Source organism: Chitinilyticum piscinae, from assembly GCF_015223195.1.
Taxonomy (GTDB): domain Bacteria; phylum Pseudomonadota; class Gammaproteobacteria; order Burkholderiales; family Chitinibacteraceae; genus Chitinilyticum; species Chitinilyticum piscinae.
The window spans coordinates 19,738-34,934 of the sequence record NZ_JADFUA010000012.1; the positions used below are offsets into that span (position 1 = coordinate 19,738).

The following is a 15,197-nucleotide window of genomic DNA, read 5'->3' on the forward strand; positions in this document are numbered from 1 at the left end:
TCTCCTGTAAGGCTGCTTCAGTCTATTAACGGAAATTCAGGAACACAAGGTGGCTTTAGCTCCGTTCGGCGCGAATGACGCCGCTGATCTCCCTCAGCTTGGCAAAAATGCGTTGCAACTGCTCCGTATCGCGGATTTCTACGGTAAAGCGCAGGTAGACGCGGTTGTCTCGTGGTTGCATGGTGACGGCGGTGACATTGATCTTGTCCCTGGCCATGGTGTCGCTCAGATCGCGCAGCAGATGAGCCCGTTCATGGGCTTCGACTTCGATGTCGGTGGCAAATGTCTGCCCTTGCTGCTTGCCCCAGTCGGCCTTGATCAGCCGTTCCGGCGATTCGGCTGCGAGCCGTTTCAGTGCCTGACAGTCCGCCCGGTGGATCGAGATGCCGCGCCCGCGGGTGACAAAGCCCATTACCGGATCAGGCGGCACCGGTTTACAGCATTTCGCCAGCAGGGTCATCAGTTTGTCGACCCCTTCGATCAGGATGCCCTGGCCGTGCTGGTCGGCTCTGGCGCTCTTGATGATGCTGTCGGGGGTGTCTTGAGCTGGCGCCGGGGGCGGAGCCAGTGTCTCCGTCAGAGCGTCTGCCAGTTCACGCAGCGTCAGCTCGCCCTGCCCCAGCGACAGAAACACCTCGTCGATGGTTTTCAGACCGAGGCGACTGGCCACCTGTTCCTGATTGACGTGTGTTGCGCCTGCGCGGGCGGCTTCCTTGTCGTAAATGGTTTTGCCCGCCTCGCGGGCAACATCCTGATTCTGCTGTCTGATCCAGTGACGCAGCTTGGTCGCGGCTCGATGGCTTTTGACGTAACCCTGATGTAGCCAGTCCAGGCTGGGGCCGCCTTCCTTGGCCGCAATGATCTCGATGCGCTGGCCATTTTCCAATGGGGTATTGAGCGGAACGATGGCTCCGTCGACCTTTGCACCGCGGCAGCGATGCCCGAGATCGGTGTGGACGTGATACGCAAAATCCACCGGGGTCGAGCCGCGGGGCAAGGCAATGACCTTGCCGGCAGGGGTCTGCACGTAGATCGTGTCGTCAAACAGCTCGGCCTTGAAGGCGTCGGCAAAGTGGCTGTCGCTTGCACTGTCTTCGCGCCAGTCCAGCAATTGCCGCAGCCAGGCAATTTTTTCCTCGTAACTCGAATCACCCCGGCCGCCTTCCTTGTAGCGCCAGTGCGCGGCAACGCCATATTCGGCGTGCTCGTGCATGTCGAAGGTGCGGATCTGCACTTCGACTGCCTTGTCTTCCGGGCCGATCACCGCAGTGTGCAGCGAGCGGTAATTGTTGCCCTTGGGCTGGGCGATATAGTCATCAAATTCGCCGGGGATCGGCTGCCAGAGGTTGTGCACGATGCCCAGCACCGTGTAACAGTCCTTCAGATCGTCAACCAGCACCCGTACTGCGCGGATGTCATAGAGCTCTGAGAAATCGAGCTTTTTCTTCTGCATCTTTTTCCAGATGCTGTAAATGTGCTTGGGCCGCCCCATCAGATCGGCCTTGATGCCGACCGTTTTCAGTTCGGCGCGCAAGGTGTCGAGCACGTTGGTGATGAAACGTTCACGATCGACGCGACGCTCATCCAGCAGTTTGGCGATCTTCTTGTAGGTATCGGGGTGCAGATGACGAAAGCCCAGATCCTCCAGTTCCCATTTGATCTGCCAGACGCCCAGCCGGTTGGCCAGTGGGGCGAAAATCTCCAGGGTTTCCTGCGCGACTTCGCGGCGGACTGCTTCCGGTGCCTGGGCCAGTACATGCATGGTCTGGGTGCGCCAGGCCAGCAGGATCAGCACGGCGCGGATGTCTTCGACCATTGCCAGCAACATCTTGCGCAAGCCTTCGATCTGCTGGTTGCGTTCCTCGGCGCGAAGCGACTGGTTGTTCAGCCACTGCAGCTTGCGCAGTCTGGCAATGCCATCCACCAGCTTGGCGGCCTCCGGCGAGACAGCCTCGGCAATCGCGGGAATCGGCTTGTCCAGTACCTCGGTCACGGCAAACAGCAGTGCGGCCGCAATAGCATCGGCACCCAGGCGCAGATCGGCGACAATCGAGGCGCTGGCAACGGCATGCTGGAATAGCGGAGTGCCAGTCTGGGGGTGACTGGCGTTCTCGCAATGCTGGCCTGTCCACTGCAGTGCGCGGGTCAGCAGGGCGACTTCCGCTGGCGTGAATCGCGCTGACAGCGCGGCCAGCCAGAGCTGTGGATCGGCGGCTTCGGCGATCGATTGGGCGAGGGTGCGGTTGACAGCTACCATGGTTGAATGCAGAACTCGGGAATTTTGCCGGGGCTGGCCGGTCTACCGTGCCAGACTGCCTGTGCAGTGGATTGATTTTACCCTTATCTGGTTCCTTTATGCCCCGAAAACTCCTCCGGCGCTATCTGCCCGAGCCCCATGCCGTGCGCGAGCACCGTCTCCTGCGCTGTTTTGGCAGCAAGCTTGGTCATCCCGACCTCTGGCATCTGCATCGTCGCTGCGTTGCCCGCGGCGTTGCCGTTGGCTTCCTGTCCGGATTGATCCCGGGGCCGCTGCAGATGCTCACGGCAGCCCTGCTGTCGCTGGGCTGGCGCAGCAATCTGCCGGTCGCGTTACTGGTGACGTTCTATACCAACCCGCTGACTATTGGCCCGATATACTGGGTGGCTTACAAACTCGGCTCTTTCCTGCTGGGTGGGAATGGCAATGGTGTAGTTCAGCAGCCGATGCCTGATTTTTCCTTCGGAGCCCCGTTGGCGTGGCTTTCGGCGATGCTGGACTGGATGATCGGGCTTGGTCCGGCCTTGCTGGTCGGTTTGCCGGTGCTGGCAACGCTGCTGGCGATTGGCGGCTATTTCGCCGTCGAGCTATTCTGGCGTGGCTGGATCGTGGTACGAAGGCGCAAGTCCAATGCAAGACTTAGGGTATAGGCTTGCAATCCTCGTTGATGCTTGTTTTGCGGCCGATAGGGGGGTGAGTTTAGTAACTCTGAGCGGCACTTAGCTCATCTTGCAACCGCTGCAGCAGGGCCACGCGATCTGGACGGATTGCCCCCTCGGCGAGCGCCTGGCTGATGGCGCAGCCGGGTTCCTGACGATGGCGGCAGTTATGAAAGCGGCATTGTCCCAGATAGCCGCGCAGATCCGGCATGAGGCGCGGCAACTGTTCGGCGGTGACATGCGCCAGACCAAAGGATTGCAGGCCGGGTGAGTCGATCAGATCACTCTTCTCGTCCAGATGGTAGAGCGTCGCGTGCGTGGTGGTGTGTTTGCCCGAATCCAGTGCGACCGAAATGTCGTTGATACGTGCATTGGCGTCGGGGATCAGTGCATTGGTCAGCGTGGATTTGCCCATGCCGGACTGGCCGACCAGCACCGAGGTCTGGCCATGCAGCCTTGCACGCAAGGGCTGTACGTCCTCAAGGGCCGAGAGTGCCAGTACCGGGTAGCCAAGTGATTCATAAAAGGCCAGCCGCTCGCGGGCCACTGCCGCCTGTGGCAGGTCGCTCTTGTTCAGGCAGATCAGCGGGCTGATGTCGGCCGCTTCGGCGGCGATCAGGCAGCGTCCGATCAGTTCGTCAAAAAAGCTGGGCACGGGGGCAACCACAATCACGATCTGCGTCACGTTGGCCGCGATCAGCTTGCTGCGCCACTGATCGGACCGGTACAACAGGCTCCCGCGTGTTTCTGTCCCTTCGATGACGGCCTGTTCGGCATTCAGTACCTTGATGTGTACCCGGTCGCCACAGGCATAGTCGGTTTTCTTGCCACGGGTGCTGGCCTGACGGCGGCTGCCGTCGTTCAGTTCAACGATGTAGGCTTTACCGTGGCTGGTGACGATGCGGGCGAGGGTGTCGGACATGGAGCGGGTCAGGCGAGGAAAAGGGCGTCGACCTTGGCCGCGCAGATGAAGTCGTTGCGGGTCAGGCCACCAGCGCTGTGTGTGCACCAGCGTACGCGGCATTCGCCGAAGCTGACCGTGAGTTCAGGGTGGTGGTTTTCGCGCTGGGCAATCCACGCCAGTGCATTGACGAATGCGATGGTGTCCTGGTAACTGCCGAATTCAAAGCTGCGCTCGAGATAATCATCCGCCAGGCGCCAGCCGTCGAGCTGGCCGGTCAGTGTTTCCGCTTCACCGGGGGGCAGGCGGGCGGGATGGTTAATGCAGTGTTCCAGCAGCAACAGCATATGGGGCTCCGTAAAGGGGACAGTTCTTCGTTTTAGCCAAGTCGCTGCAGGGCGGCAATGCGCAGTGCTGCGGGCGGGTGGCTGTCATAGAACATGCTGTGCCAGCGATCAGGCGTCAGCGTTGCAGCGTTATCGCGGTAGAGCTTGACCAGCGCGGAGACTAGCATGGCAGCCGAAGTCTGTTGCGCTGCGTAGGCATCGGCCTGGTATTCGTGGCGGCGGGACAGGAAGGAGCCGAGCGGGCCGAACAGGAAAGTGAACACCGGCAGTACCAGGAAAAACAGCAGCAAGGCTGCGGCGGTGCTTGGTGTGCTAACCCCCAAGCCCTCGTAGAACCAGCTTTCGCGGCTGAGCAGGCCCAGCAGCCACAGTAAGCCCAGCATCATGGCGAAGGTCCAGACCAGTCGCTGCAAAATGTGACGATGCTTGAAGTGGCCCAGCTCGTGTGCCAGCACGGCCTCCATTTCATCCGCATCCAGGTGCTTGAGCAGGGTGTCGAAAAACACGATCCGTTTGGCCGAGCCCAGCCCGGTGAAGTAGGCATTGCCGTGGCTGGAACGCTTGGAGCCATCCATCACGAAAATGCCGCTGGAACGGAAGCCGCAGCGGGCAAGCAGCGCTTCGATGCGGCTGCGCAGGGCGTCATCAGGCAGCGGCTCGAATTTGTTGAACAGCGGGGCGATGAAGGTCGGGAAAATCCACATCAGCAACAGTGAAAAACCCAGCCAGACCAGCCAGACCCAGATCCACCAGCGTTCGCCCATGGCCTGCATCAGCCACAGCACGGCCAGCAGCAGTGGCAGGCCAAGTACGGCCGCCAGCAGCAGGCTTTTGAGCTGATCGGTGACGAAAAGGCGGAGCGTCATGGTGTTGAAACCAAAGCGGGCTTCAATTCTGAAGGTCGAGACTAGTGTGAACGGCAAGGTCAGCAGACCATGCAGCAGCCCCAGTCCGGCAATCAGTGCGACGCCGGCCAGAAGCGGAGAGCTCAGCCAGCTGCTACTGAGCTGCTGCAGCACTTCGATGCCGCCGCCGAGGGTGAAGGCCAGCAGCAGCATGGCATCGTAGATGGTGACCAGCATGCCGAAGCGAGTCTTGGCAACGGTGTAATCCGCCGCGCGCTGATGCGCTTCCAGTGTAATGCTGTCACGAAACGCGTCTGGAACCCGGGCACGATGGCGGCGCACGTGATTGGCATGGCGCAGTGCCAGCCACAATTGCACCAGCACGCTGGAAATCAGGGCAAACAGGAACAGGGCGGAGAACTGATGCGCAGACATACGGAAACGGCAGAAATGCAACAAAACCCGCAGTATGCCATACGCCCTGCCGGAGTGCGGCGGCAAATCCGGCTTGCCGGCGCGGTGGAGGGGTATGTGTACTTCAAGGATAGATGGAATTGATCACGTGGTTATGGGGTGTCGGGTATCAGAATAACTCCACATCGCCTGAGGCCGGCTGGCCATCGCTGGGGGCGGCAACCAGTTTCAGTGCTTCGCTCAGGCTCATGCCTTTCATGATGTTGGCGAACAGTTCGTGTTCCTGCTCCATGGTGAACTGCGAGCGGATGCGCTCCTGCAGCCCGAGCCATTCGCGCGGAATGTATAGGCGTTGCGGATCGGCTACGAGGTCGGCCAGGCAGGCAATGCTGCCGCAGGCATGATCAAGCCGTTGCGTCAGGCGATCATAGAACTGGAACGCCACGACTGCACGCATGTTGATGGTGTCGATTTCCGCGATGTGCTGCTCCAGTTCGGCACCCTCGGGGGTGGCCAGTTGATGCAGCATGTTGCGGATGTCGTCGATCTTGCCATGGGTCGCGGCAAACGAATCAGTCAGGGTATCAAGCGACGTGGTGCTTTCCAGCATCGCCTGGCGGATCTGTGCGACCGACAGGCCCAGCATCAGGATGGTCTCGCGCACCTGGCTCCAGTTCAGGTCGGGGTTGCTGGCAGCAGTGCCGCCACTGGGGATTTCAAGTTCGGGGATAGCCATGATTGTGAAAGCACGCTGAAAGTGGAATCAGTTCCGGTATAGCCTATCGAAACCTTAAGGCAAACCGTCGTTCCGGGGCTGGGCTGTGTTCCTGCAAGTCGACTCGCGGCTTTGCGGTATCATTCGTGCAATTTCGCCTTACTTTGGATGAACTGCATATGGCACAGGATCAGAACAATCTCGTCTGGCTGGACATGGAAATGACCGGTCTGGATCCGCTCAATGACCGTATTCTCGAGCTGGCCATTGTCATTACCGACAAACATCTGAACACCGTTGCCGAAAGCCCGGTGTGGGTAGTGCACCAGCCCGATGCCGTGCTGGATGCCATGGATGACTGGAACAAGGGCACCCATGGGCGCTCGGGGCTGATTGATCGCGTGAAAGCCAGCAGCTCCACGGCCGAGCAGGTTGAGGCCGAAGCGCTAGCTTTCGTGATGCAGTATGTGCCACGCCTTACCAGCCCGATGTGCGGCAACAGCATTTGCCAGGATCGCCGGTTCATGGCGCGATGGATGCCCAAGCTTGAGGATTGGTTCCACTACCGCAATCTCGATGTCTCGACACTCAAGGAATTGTGCAAGCGCTGGGTTCCCGAACTGCACAGCCAGTTCAAGAAGCAGGGCAAGCACACTGCGCTGGCTGATATCTATGAATCCATCGACGAACTGAAATTCTACCGCGAGCACTTCCTAAGGGTGCCCCTTCCCGGCTCTGACGCACTGTCACTCTAACTTGACAGCTCTCCCTGGGGGCTCCTAACGAAGACTATCTGCCTTGACTATGCTCTAAATGGTATGGCGTCAGAACCAGCGCCGGCTATTTGAGTAAACCAGTCAGGGGGAGAGGAGTGGATCATTGCAGACGAGCGTTGCTGCGCTGTGCCGCCTTGCCCCTGCTTGGTGCCGGGCTTTCCTGCTGATCCTGTACGCATAAGGTTAGCCGAGGTTTGACTTCTGAAGTATGGACAATCCATGGTTTACCTGCATTTGCTTGACCAGTGAGGCCAACTCGCCGACCTCTGGCGGATTCGCTCCTTCTCTCGTGCAGGCCAGGCTGCCAGCGGCGACAGCGTGACGCAGGTGAGTGGCGCCGTCGGCCTCAGAGTGCAGCAGCAGACTCCAGATCAGCCCGCCCATGCTGGCGTCGCCCGCGCCGACGGTATCGACGACGTCCATAGCCGGAGGCGTCTGCTGCCAGTGCGCGTCACCGTGACAGAGGCTCGCGCCGGCTGCGCCGCGCGTATAGAGATACATCGCCTGCGGATTCCAGCTGCGCAATGTGGCAAAGGCCCTAGCTTCGTCGTCCGTTCGGAACAGCCCGCGCAGGTCCTCGTCGGACACCTTGATCACGTCAGCGAGCTGCGTCATTTCCCGCAAAACCGGGTCGTAGGCTTCATCCATCAGCACGCGGAAATTGGGGTCGAAGCTGATTCTGGCGCCGATGGCGCGCGCATCACGGGCAAGTTGCAGCAAGGTGTTTGCCAGCTTGGGGCGGGCGAGACTGATGCCGCCGAAATGCAGCCAGATGTCCCGGCTCAGCCAGCCGGCGGGTAGCTGCGCCGGGTCGAAGTGCAGGTCGGCGCCGTCGTCGCCGACAAAGAAATAGGCCGGCGGATTGGTCTGGTGCACGACGGCGAGCAGTGGCGAGTGCGCGTTCTGCTGCAGAAAGCGCAAATCAAGCCCCGCCGCGCGGCTCGCCGCCACCAGTTCATCACCGAAACAATCCTTGCTGACCGCGCCGGCAAAGGCGCTGGGGATGCCGAGTTTCGCCATCACGCGGGCGACGTTCCACGTCGCGCCGCCAACCTTGGCGTGCCAGCTGTCGCCGTCGCCACGGATCAGGTCGGTGAGCGCCTCGCCGGCGGCAATGAAGCGGGGGAAGGTCATCACTTGGTTCTGCCTTTGTTTTGCGCCTTGCGGCGCGGTGTTTGCATGCGCGATTCCGTCGCGCCCACGGGAAGGGGGATTTGTCTCGGCAAATCCCCCTTCACCCCGAAGCCGAGCCCGGTCCGCCGCCCCGCTGCGCGGGGTGCCCTGCGATGCTCACAAGCAACAGCGCGGGTTCGAAACTCGCCCTGCGGGCTCAAACATCTCACCCGCGAAACCCTGTTGCTTGTTGCGCTTCTCGGCGGCTTCAGGGCTTGGGCGTGCTAATCAGCGTAACAAGCGGATCACAGCGCATTCAGCGCCTCGTAACACGCCCCCATCGTGTGGTAGTCCACCTTGCCGGCGGGGCTTTTCTCATCGCTGTATTTGCTGTTGTCCGCGCGCAGGATACGCCACCAGCCGCCGTGCTGGTGGTCGACGAAATGTTCCCACGAATACGCCCACAGCCGCTGGTAGTCATTCCAGTATTCCGGTTTTCCGGTGCGTTTGGCGAGCAGCGCGGCGGCGGCGAGGCTTTCTGCCTGCACCCAGAAATACTTGTCGCTGTCGCAGATTTCATCCTGCGGGCCGAAGCCGTAATACAGGCCGCCATGCTCGGCATCCCAGGCTTTCTGCATCGCGGTGCTGAACAATTCTTCCGCGCGCGGCAACAGCCAGGGTAGCGGGCGGTGGCGCTCCAGAATCAGCAGCAGCTTCGCCCACTCGGCCAGATGGCCGGGCTGGTAGCCCCAGGGGCGGAAAATGTTGGTCTTGTCGTCGCGGTTGTAATCCCAGTCCACCGACCAGTCGCGGTGGTAGTGTTCCCACATCATGCCGTTCGCCAGCGCGGCCTGGCGGTTGGCGATGTTGTTGGCCAGCAATTCGGCGCGGTCGAGGTATTTCACGTCCCCGGTCGCCTCGAAAGCGGTGAGCATCGCTTCGCAGGCATGCATGTTCGCGTTCTGGCCGCGGTAGGGTTTGGGCCCCCACTCTGGAGTCGCTTCGTCGGCATACAGGCCGTAATCCGGCTCCCAGAAGTGCGCTTCCATCAGCTGCCAGGTTTCTTCCAGCCAGGCTTTGGCTTCCGGTACACCGGCCATCACGCCGTGCGCGTAGGCCAGCACCACGAAGGCCAGCCCGTAGCAGTGGTTGGTGGCGTCATCGACCGTTTTCACGCCGTCCTGCCATTGCAGTTGCCAGGCATAGCCGCCGGTAGCCGGGTCGCGGTGCACGCGGCGCAGGAAGTCCAGCCCGTGCTTCACACCGGCCAGATACTCGTCACCGCCGAAGTGTTTGTACGCCATCGCGTAGTTGAAAACAAAGCGCGTGCTGCTGACCAGATGGCGGGTGTGCGCGTCGTACACCGTGCCGTCATCCTTGAAGAAATGGTAGAAGCCGCCGCTTTCGTCAATCGCACGCGGATGGTAGAAGGCCATCGTGTGGCGCACGTGGTCGAGCAGGGTTTGCTGATTGCGGAAATCAGGCAGGTGCATGGGGGTCTCCTTGGCAATGGGGGCCGGTGCTGGATCGCAGCACCAGACTGACAGGATGCAGGGGCTCGCTGGCGGGCTGGTGCTCGGCGGCGGCCAGCAGCAGGGTCACGCCGGCGGCGCCCAGCGCGGCCTTGTCGATGTTGACGGTGCTGAGGCCGGCCGCGCCGGAAGCCGGAATGTCGTCAAAGCCGGCAATGGCGAGGTCATCGGGTACACGCACACCGCGCAGCCGGCAGGCGTCCAGCAGCGCCAGCGCGCAGGCATCATTGAAGGCGATGATGGCGTCGGGCGGGCTGGCGAGCGCCAGCAGCTCATCAAGAGCCGCGGCGGCGCCGCTGGCCAGATCGACGCCGGCGGGGATCAGCACTTCCAGTGCCGGATCAGCCAGCAGGCCGGCGTTGAACAGGGCCTGGCGGTAGCCGCGCTCACGCAGGCGGATCGAATGGTGCGCCAGCGAGCCGGACACAAAGGCGATGCGGCGGCAGCCGCGCGCCAGCAGGTGTTCGGTCAGTACGCGCGTGCCGGCTTCGTTGTCCGGGTTGACGCTGGCCAGCCCCGGCGCGCAGGTGTCGATCAGCGCCAGGGGTTTGCCAAGCCCGCGGATCACGTCGAGCACATCCGGCTCGATAAAGCCCACGCACAGCAGGCCATCGGGCTGCTGCTGCAGCACCTGCCTACGTATCGATCCAGAAGGATCAATAACAAAGGGTTGCAGCGATATACCCAGCTCACTGCAGACCTGTTCCGCACCGGCAATCAGTTCGGCGTAGAAGGGCGCGGTCGCCGGTGTGGCGTGGCTGCGGTGCAAGAGCAGCAGCACGCGTTGCAGCGGTGCGCGCTGCAGGCGGTGCTGGTCGTAGTCCAGCTCGGCGGCCAGCGCGATCACCTTCTGCCGCGTGGCTTCCGACACGCCACCCTGATGCTTGAGCGCGCGCGAGGCGGTGCCGACCGACACGCCGGCGGCATCGGCGAGTTCGCGCAGGCTGATGCTCATGCTACCCCCCAGCTGCTGGTAATTAGGACGGAGTGCCCTGAAGACGACGGGGCATTAGCGCCTGCGGCGCGGGCTGCGAACAGGCGTGCGCCGAAACCCTGAGGGCGACTGCGTTTCTCGGCGGCTGCAACGGCAAGGTGTGCTTGGCCAGCGTCAGCGGCAGGCAGCGTGTGTTGGAAAAACAAGCGCGGTGTCACCATACATATTCCTCCGCCAGCAGCGCCGGCTGCTCCTGCGCCACCTTCAGCATGAGCTCGCCAAACAGCGTGTTCGCCCAGGCAAACCAGGCGCGGGTGAAGTCAGAGGGATCGTCCGGCATAAAGGACTCATGCATCAGCCCGCTGCCGCCGTCGCTGTTTACCAGCATCGCCAGGCACTCGCCGATTTCGGCTGCATCGCGGCTGGTCAGCGCGCGCAGGATGATGCTCATCGGCCAGATGCGCGGCGTGAGCGTGTGCGGGCTGCCGATGCCGCTGATGCGCCCGTCGCTGCTGCGGAAGTGCCAGGGGTTCGAACCGGAGAGCACAAAACGGCGGGTATTGGCATAGACCTCTTCATTTTCTAGGCATACACCCAGATACGGTAGCGATAACAGGCTGGGCACATTCGCGTCGTCCATCAGCAGTGCATTGCCAAAGCCGTCGACCTCGTAGGCCCAGATGCGGCCGTATTCCGGGTGGGTGACGATGGCGTGCGCCTGCAGCGCCGCATCCACCTCGTCGGCCAGTGCGCGGCTGCGGGCTGCCAGTGGGTGGCCGGGGTAATGCTGGTCGAGCAAGTCAGCGAGCTGGCGCAGACTGACCACGGCAAAGTGGTTCGATGGCACCAGAAAGCCGAACACGCAGGCATCATCAGAAGGCCGGAACATCGACGCGATCAGGCCGACGGGCTTGAGCGGGTTGCCCCAGCCATTGCACGGCAGCGTGTCCGATTGCCAGGCCGTGGTGCGCGCAAAGCGGTAGGGGCCGGGGCCGGTTTTGCGTTGCTGCTCGATCATTGTATTGACTGCCAGCTCCATCGCGGCCAGCCAGCCCTGATCGAAAACATCCGCATCGAACACGCCCGAGTCGCGTGTTGCCTGCCAGTAGCCGTGCGCGAGGCGGATGGCGTAGCACAGCGAATCCAGCTCCCACTTGCGCTCGTGTAGTTCGGGCTTCATCTCGGTGTGGTCCGTCTTCCACTCGCTGTCACCGGGGCCGTCGTTGAAGGCATTGGCGTACGGGTCGATCAGGATGCAGTGCGTCTGCCGGCGCACGAGGCCAGCGATCATGCGTGCGAGTGCCGCGTCATCCGCCGCCAGCGGCAGGTAGGGCCAAACTTGAGCGGTGCTGTCGCGCAACCACAGCGCGTGGATGTCGCCGGTGATCACAAAGGTATCCGGCCGGCCTTGTTCGTCGTCGCGGTGGAACACGGTGGTATCGAGCGTGTTCGGATAGCAGTTGGCAAACAGGGTACGCAGCTTCGCATCCGTGATGCGTGCAGACACCGTGGCAATGGTCGCCTCGACGGCGATGGACTGGAAGCGCGGTGTAGCGGGGCGCTGGTTCATCGCACTACCTCCACCGCATGGTTGCGCAGGCTGGCGACAACCGCTCCCTTGCTATCGGTCAGCCACAGTTGTGCGCGGCCGGCGGCGAGCTGCGTTTGATAGTGCCGGCCACTGCGCGGGTCGCTGAACTGCAGCAGCTGGTCGCGGCTGGTTTCGCTGATCGCGATCCACAGCGTGTGGCCGGCGAAATGCTGCGCGTGCAGGAAGACGCCCATCGGCGCTTCGCCCTGCCAGATGAAGTCGGCGGTGAGATTGGCGGCATGCAGCGCTTCGCGGTACAGCGTGTTCAAGGCTGCAGGATTGGCGTTCAGCTCTAGCGGCAGCGGGTGCCACAGGATCTGGCCACGGCGTCCTTGGCCGAAGGGGATGCGCTGCAGCTGTGCGCTGTCGCCACTTGCGGCGACGCCGGTTTCGATGCGGGCAATGGCTTCACCGGCAAAGGTGGCGCGCTGTACGGTCCCACCGATCTCGCACGGCTCTTCGCGGCTGAGGTTGCGGATGCTGGCTTGGTCAAACGGCGCGCGCTCGGTGGCATTGAAATAGCGGTCGAGCGTCGCCGGGCCGGTCAGCAAGAGCGTCACCGGATGCGTAGCGAGCAAGGCCTTGACCTGCTCCCAGCAGCCATCGTCCAGATTGAACGGGCAGGGCAGGAGCAGCAGTTGCGGCGGCGCGCTCATCAGGCTGGAGAGGTCATGGTCAGAAACCGCCTGCAGGTTCACGCCCAGTTCGAAGCCGAACTGGCGAACCAGCGCTTGCGTTGCATCCAGTGTGGTGCGGCGGTTGCTGTAGTCGTTGGCGAACGGGTATACAACAGCAGCCTTTGGCAGTTCTCGGTTATGGAGCAATACCCCAACCTTGCCAAAAAATTCGCCAAACGCGGCGGTGATCTCGGCCTCGGGTTTCTGCGAGCCGTCGGCGCGGCAGGCGCCGATGTGCGACTCGTTGATATTGTCCATGTGGTAGTTGATGTTCCAGATCCAGTGCACCGCGCCGGCGTTGCCGTAGGCGTAGGAGTACGCGTATTTGCGCTCCAGCAGTTGCATCAGCTCGGCTTCACTGCGGCGCGAGCGGCCATTCGGGCGCTCGACGTGCATGATGCCGGTTTCCTGCACCAGATTCGGCTTGTGCGGCGTCTTGCTGAACAGGCTGTCCCAGCCCAGCGCGTCGTTCAGCCACCAGCTGTGCACGGTGGTGTAATCGACCGCATCGGCATAAAAGAAGGCATGCGGGCGCTGCTGGCCGAGCGCCTCGTCCTGGCCCACGCACACCAGCACATCGGGAACCAGCTCGCGGATACTGGCGGCCAGATCGGCGGCCCAGTCGCGGTGTGCGTTTTGCGTGAACAGCGCGTAATCGAGCCAGAGGCCGTGCTGCTTCGGGGCGATTTCGGTGGTGTTGAAGCCGATTTTCTCCGGCTGCGGCGGGCGGATGGCGGAAAAGTCCGGCAGTTTGGCCGGGCTCATGTCCCAGGCGGCCTGCCAGTGCGCAATGTCCGGATTGCGCGCGCGCAGCCAGTCGCGGAAAGCCTGGTTTTCGTGCTTGTCGTGCAGCGTGCGCGGGCCGACGAAAATGCGCTCGGGGTCAAACAGCGACGGCTCGTTGATCAGATCCCAGTGCACGCGTTTGGTATCGGTGTGGCGCGCCACCACGCTGCGGATGAAGCGCTTCTGCGCAGCACGGCTGCGCGGATCGAGGTAAGGGTTGCTGCCTTCCCAGGCCTCCGGCGTGAAGGCGAAGAAGGTGAAACAGCACTCCAGGTCATGGCTGGCGCAGGTAAGGATAAAGGCGTCGATCGCGCGCAGCAGCGCCTCGCTGGCATGGCCGTCGACAAACATCAGTTGCCGCCATGCGCTCCAGATGCCGGTGCGCAGATAATTGACGCCCATGCCGGCCAGTGTCGCCATGTCGGCATCCCACATCGCCACATTGGGCAGCTGCAGGAATTTGCGGTGCACATCACTCGCCATATAGGTCATGCCGACCACCGGCATTACCTGGCCATCGCGCTCGAAATAATCGCGCCCGGCCTTTAGTCGCGTGCCGCGCGCCAGCAGCTCGGCGTCACGCCCCCAGAAGCCCTGTTCCAGTTTGATGATTTCCCCGGCGTCGCTGGTGAGTGTTGCACTGATTGCATAGCGGCCGGCGCGGATCGGGTAGGGCAGGGTAAAGCGTTTCGAGATCGGGCCATCCTGCAGGGTATCGAGCTGCAGCTCTCGTTCATCAAGGGCTTCAAGGCCATACGTGGTGGTAATTCGTGCTGTCCAGCGCTGGCCGCGGGTGGCGCCGAGCGCCTCGCCCTGCAGCGTCAGCGTGGCAACTTCGCCGGGCTCGTAGCAGGCAAAATCGGGCTTCAGCCACCACTCGGTCACGCCATGCGCGGCGTACTTGGTCAGGGTGTCGAGCATGGCCATGCCGCCGTTCTGCCAGAAGGCCGCGCCAGGCTCGACAGTCACGAATAGTTGCCGCGATCCGGCCATAGCACCGCGCAGGCGCTCGATCATCACCACCGGGCTGGCAATCGCATGGCCTTGGGCGTTGAGCACGCTGGCCAGCGGAACAATCCGCGCATCCATCGGCCCGGCCGAGCCGGAATCCAGCGGCTGATCCTTATCCTTGGTCGGCATCAGCACGAAGCCGTCGGTCGCGGCTTGCGTCGACAGGCAGGCTAGCTGGCCATCCAGCCAGGGGGGCAGGGCGGATGATTTCAGCTGTGTTGCCGCGCCGCAATCGACATGCTGGATTTCGTGGATGTCGAGATCGCGGAACAGTGCGGCCTGCGCTGTGGTCTGCCCATGCTCATCGACTGGCTGCCCGAATGGCGTGCGCCCGAGGCTGACAAGGTTGCCGCCTTGCGCCAGAAACTGCTTCAGTGCCGGCCAGGCGGCGCGGGGAAAAGCGCTGCCGTAAAGGTGCACATACACGCTGCCGGCTTTGGCCTGAGTCAGTGCTGTGGCCAGTTGCCTGACATTCAGGGCTTGCCACTGGTCTGGCAGCGTGTCGGGCAGTGGATGCGGGGCAGGGAAGGCCGGGTCGAGCAGGGCGTAGATGGTCATGGCAGCAATCCGTGGAAGTGGTGTTTAGTTTATTTGTTAAATAACTAAACGATTGCTGCATTGTGGACTGCGCTTGCGGCG

12 protein-coding genes are annotated in these 15,197 nt (G+C 62.3%); 2 read left to right on the forward strand and 10 right to left on the reverse strand.

Translation table 11 applies throughout. The features are described 5' to 3' along the window. Positions 1-55 precede the first annotated feature (55 nt). Positions 56-2,257 carry a RelA/SpoT family protein gene (locus INR99_RS15185; RefSeq protein ID WP_194117227.1) on the reverse strand — a complete coding sequence of 734 codons (2,202 nt, stop codon included), beginning with the start codon at positions 2,255-2,257 and terminating at the stop codon, positions 56-58. Positions 2,258-2,355: 98 nt separating this feature from the next. Here INR99_RS15185 and INR99_RS15190 point away from each other — a divergent pair, with 98 nt between their 5' ends. Then, entirely contained in the window at positions 2,356-2,907 is a 552-nt protein-coding gene (locus tag INR99_RS15190; RefSeq protein ID WP_194117228.1) for a DUF2062 domain-containing protein, read from the forward strand. 49 nt (positions 2,908-2,956) lie between these two features. On the opposite strand, the gene rsgA is transcribed toward INR99_RS15190, so the two are convergent. From rsgA to INR99_RS15210, 4 genes are all read right to left on the reverse strand, one after another. Continuing rightward, complete coding sequence (gene rsgA, locus INR99_RS15195) at positions 2,957-3,838, reverse strand: ribosome small subunit-dependent GTPase A (protein ID WP_194117229.1); 882 nt, start codon at positions 3,836-3,838, stop codon at positions 2,957-2,959. 8 nt (positions 3,839-3,846) lie between these two features. Next, a complete protein-coding gene (locus tag INR99_RS15200; protein ID WP_194117230.1) occupies positions 3,847-4,164 on the reverse strand; it encodes a 4a-hydroxytetrahydrobiopterin dehydratase in 318 nt (105 codons plus the stop codon). 32 nt (positions 4,165-4,196) lie between these two features. Continuing rightward, complete coding sequence (locus INR99_RS15205; protein WP_194117231.1) at positions 4,197-5,444, reverse strand: M48 family metallopeptidase; 1,248 nt, start codon at positions 5,442-5,444, stop codon at positions 4,197-4,199. A 148-nt stretch (positions 5,445-5,592) separates the two neighbouring features. Continuing rightward, complete coding sequence (locus tag INR99_RS15210; protein WP_194117232.1) at positions 5,593-6,159, reverse strand: hypothetical protein; 567 nt, start codon at positions 6,157-6,159, stop codon at positions 5,593-5,595. A 158-nt stretch (positions 6,160-6,317) separates the two neighbouring features. Here INR99_RS15210 and orn point away from each other — a divergent pair, with 158 nt between their 5' ends. Beyond that, complete coding sequence (orn, locus tag INR99_RS15215) at positions 6,318-6,893, forward strand: oligoribonuclease (protein WP_194117233.1); 576 nt, start codon at positions 6,318-6,320, stop codon at positions 6,891-6,893. Positions 6,894-7,097: 204 nt separating this feature from the next. On the opposite strand, the gene INR99_RS15220 is transcribed toward orn, so the two are convergent. The 5 genes from INR99_RS15220 to INR99_RS15240 form a co-directional block, all read right to left on the reverse strand. Further along, positions 7,098-8,048: a carbohydrate kinase family protein gene (locus INR99_RS15220; RefSeq protein WP_194117234.1), complete on the reverse strand. Its 951-nt coding sequence runs from the start codon at positions 8,046-8,048 to the stop codon at positions 7,098-7,100. Positions 8,049-8,332: 284 nt separating this feature from the next. Continuing rightward, positions 8,333-9,520, reverse strand: a complete 1,188-nt coding sequence (locus INR99_RS15225) for an AGE family epimerase/isomerase (protein WP_194117235.1) — start codon at positions 9,518-9,520, stop codon at positions 8,333-8,335. Then, positions 9,507-10,514, reverse strand: coding sequence for a LacI family DNA-binding transcriptional regulator (locus tag INR99_RS15230; RefSeq protein ID WP_194117236.1), 1,008 nt, complete (start codon positions 10,512-10,514; stop codon positions 9,507-9,509). Before INR99_RS15230 ends, INR99_RS15225 begins: the two co-directional genes overlap by 14 nt. A gap of 193 nt (positions 10,515-10,707) precedes the next feature. Next, the gene (locus INR99_RS15235; protein WP_194117237.1) at positions 10,708-12,063 is read right to left on the reverse strand and encodes a glycoside hydrolase family 125 protein; all 1,356 of its coding nucleotides are present in this window, start codon (positions 12,061-12,063) and stop codon (positions 10,708-10,710) included. Next, positions 12,060-15,116: a beta-galactosidase gene (locus INR99_RS15240; RefSeq protein ID WP_194117238.1), complete on the reverse strand. Its 3,057-nt coding sequence runs from the start codon at positions 15,114-15,116 to the stop codon at positions 12,060-12,062. The genes INR99_RS15235 and INR99_RS15240 overlap by 4 nt, the downstream gene beginning before the upstream one ends. Between the last annotated feature and the right edge of the window lie 81 nt (positions 15,117-15,197).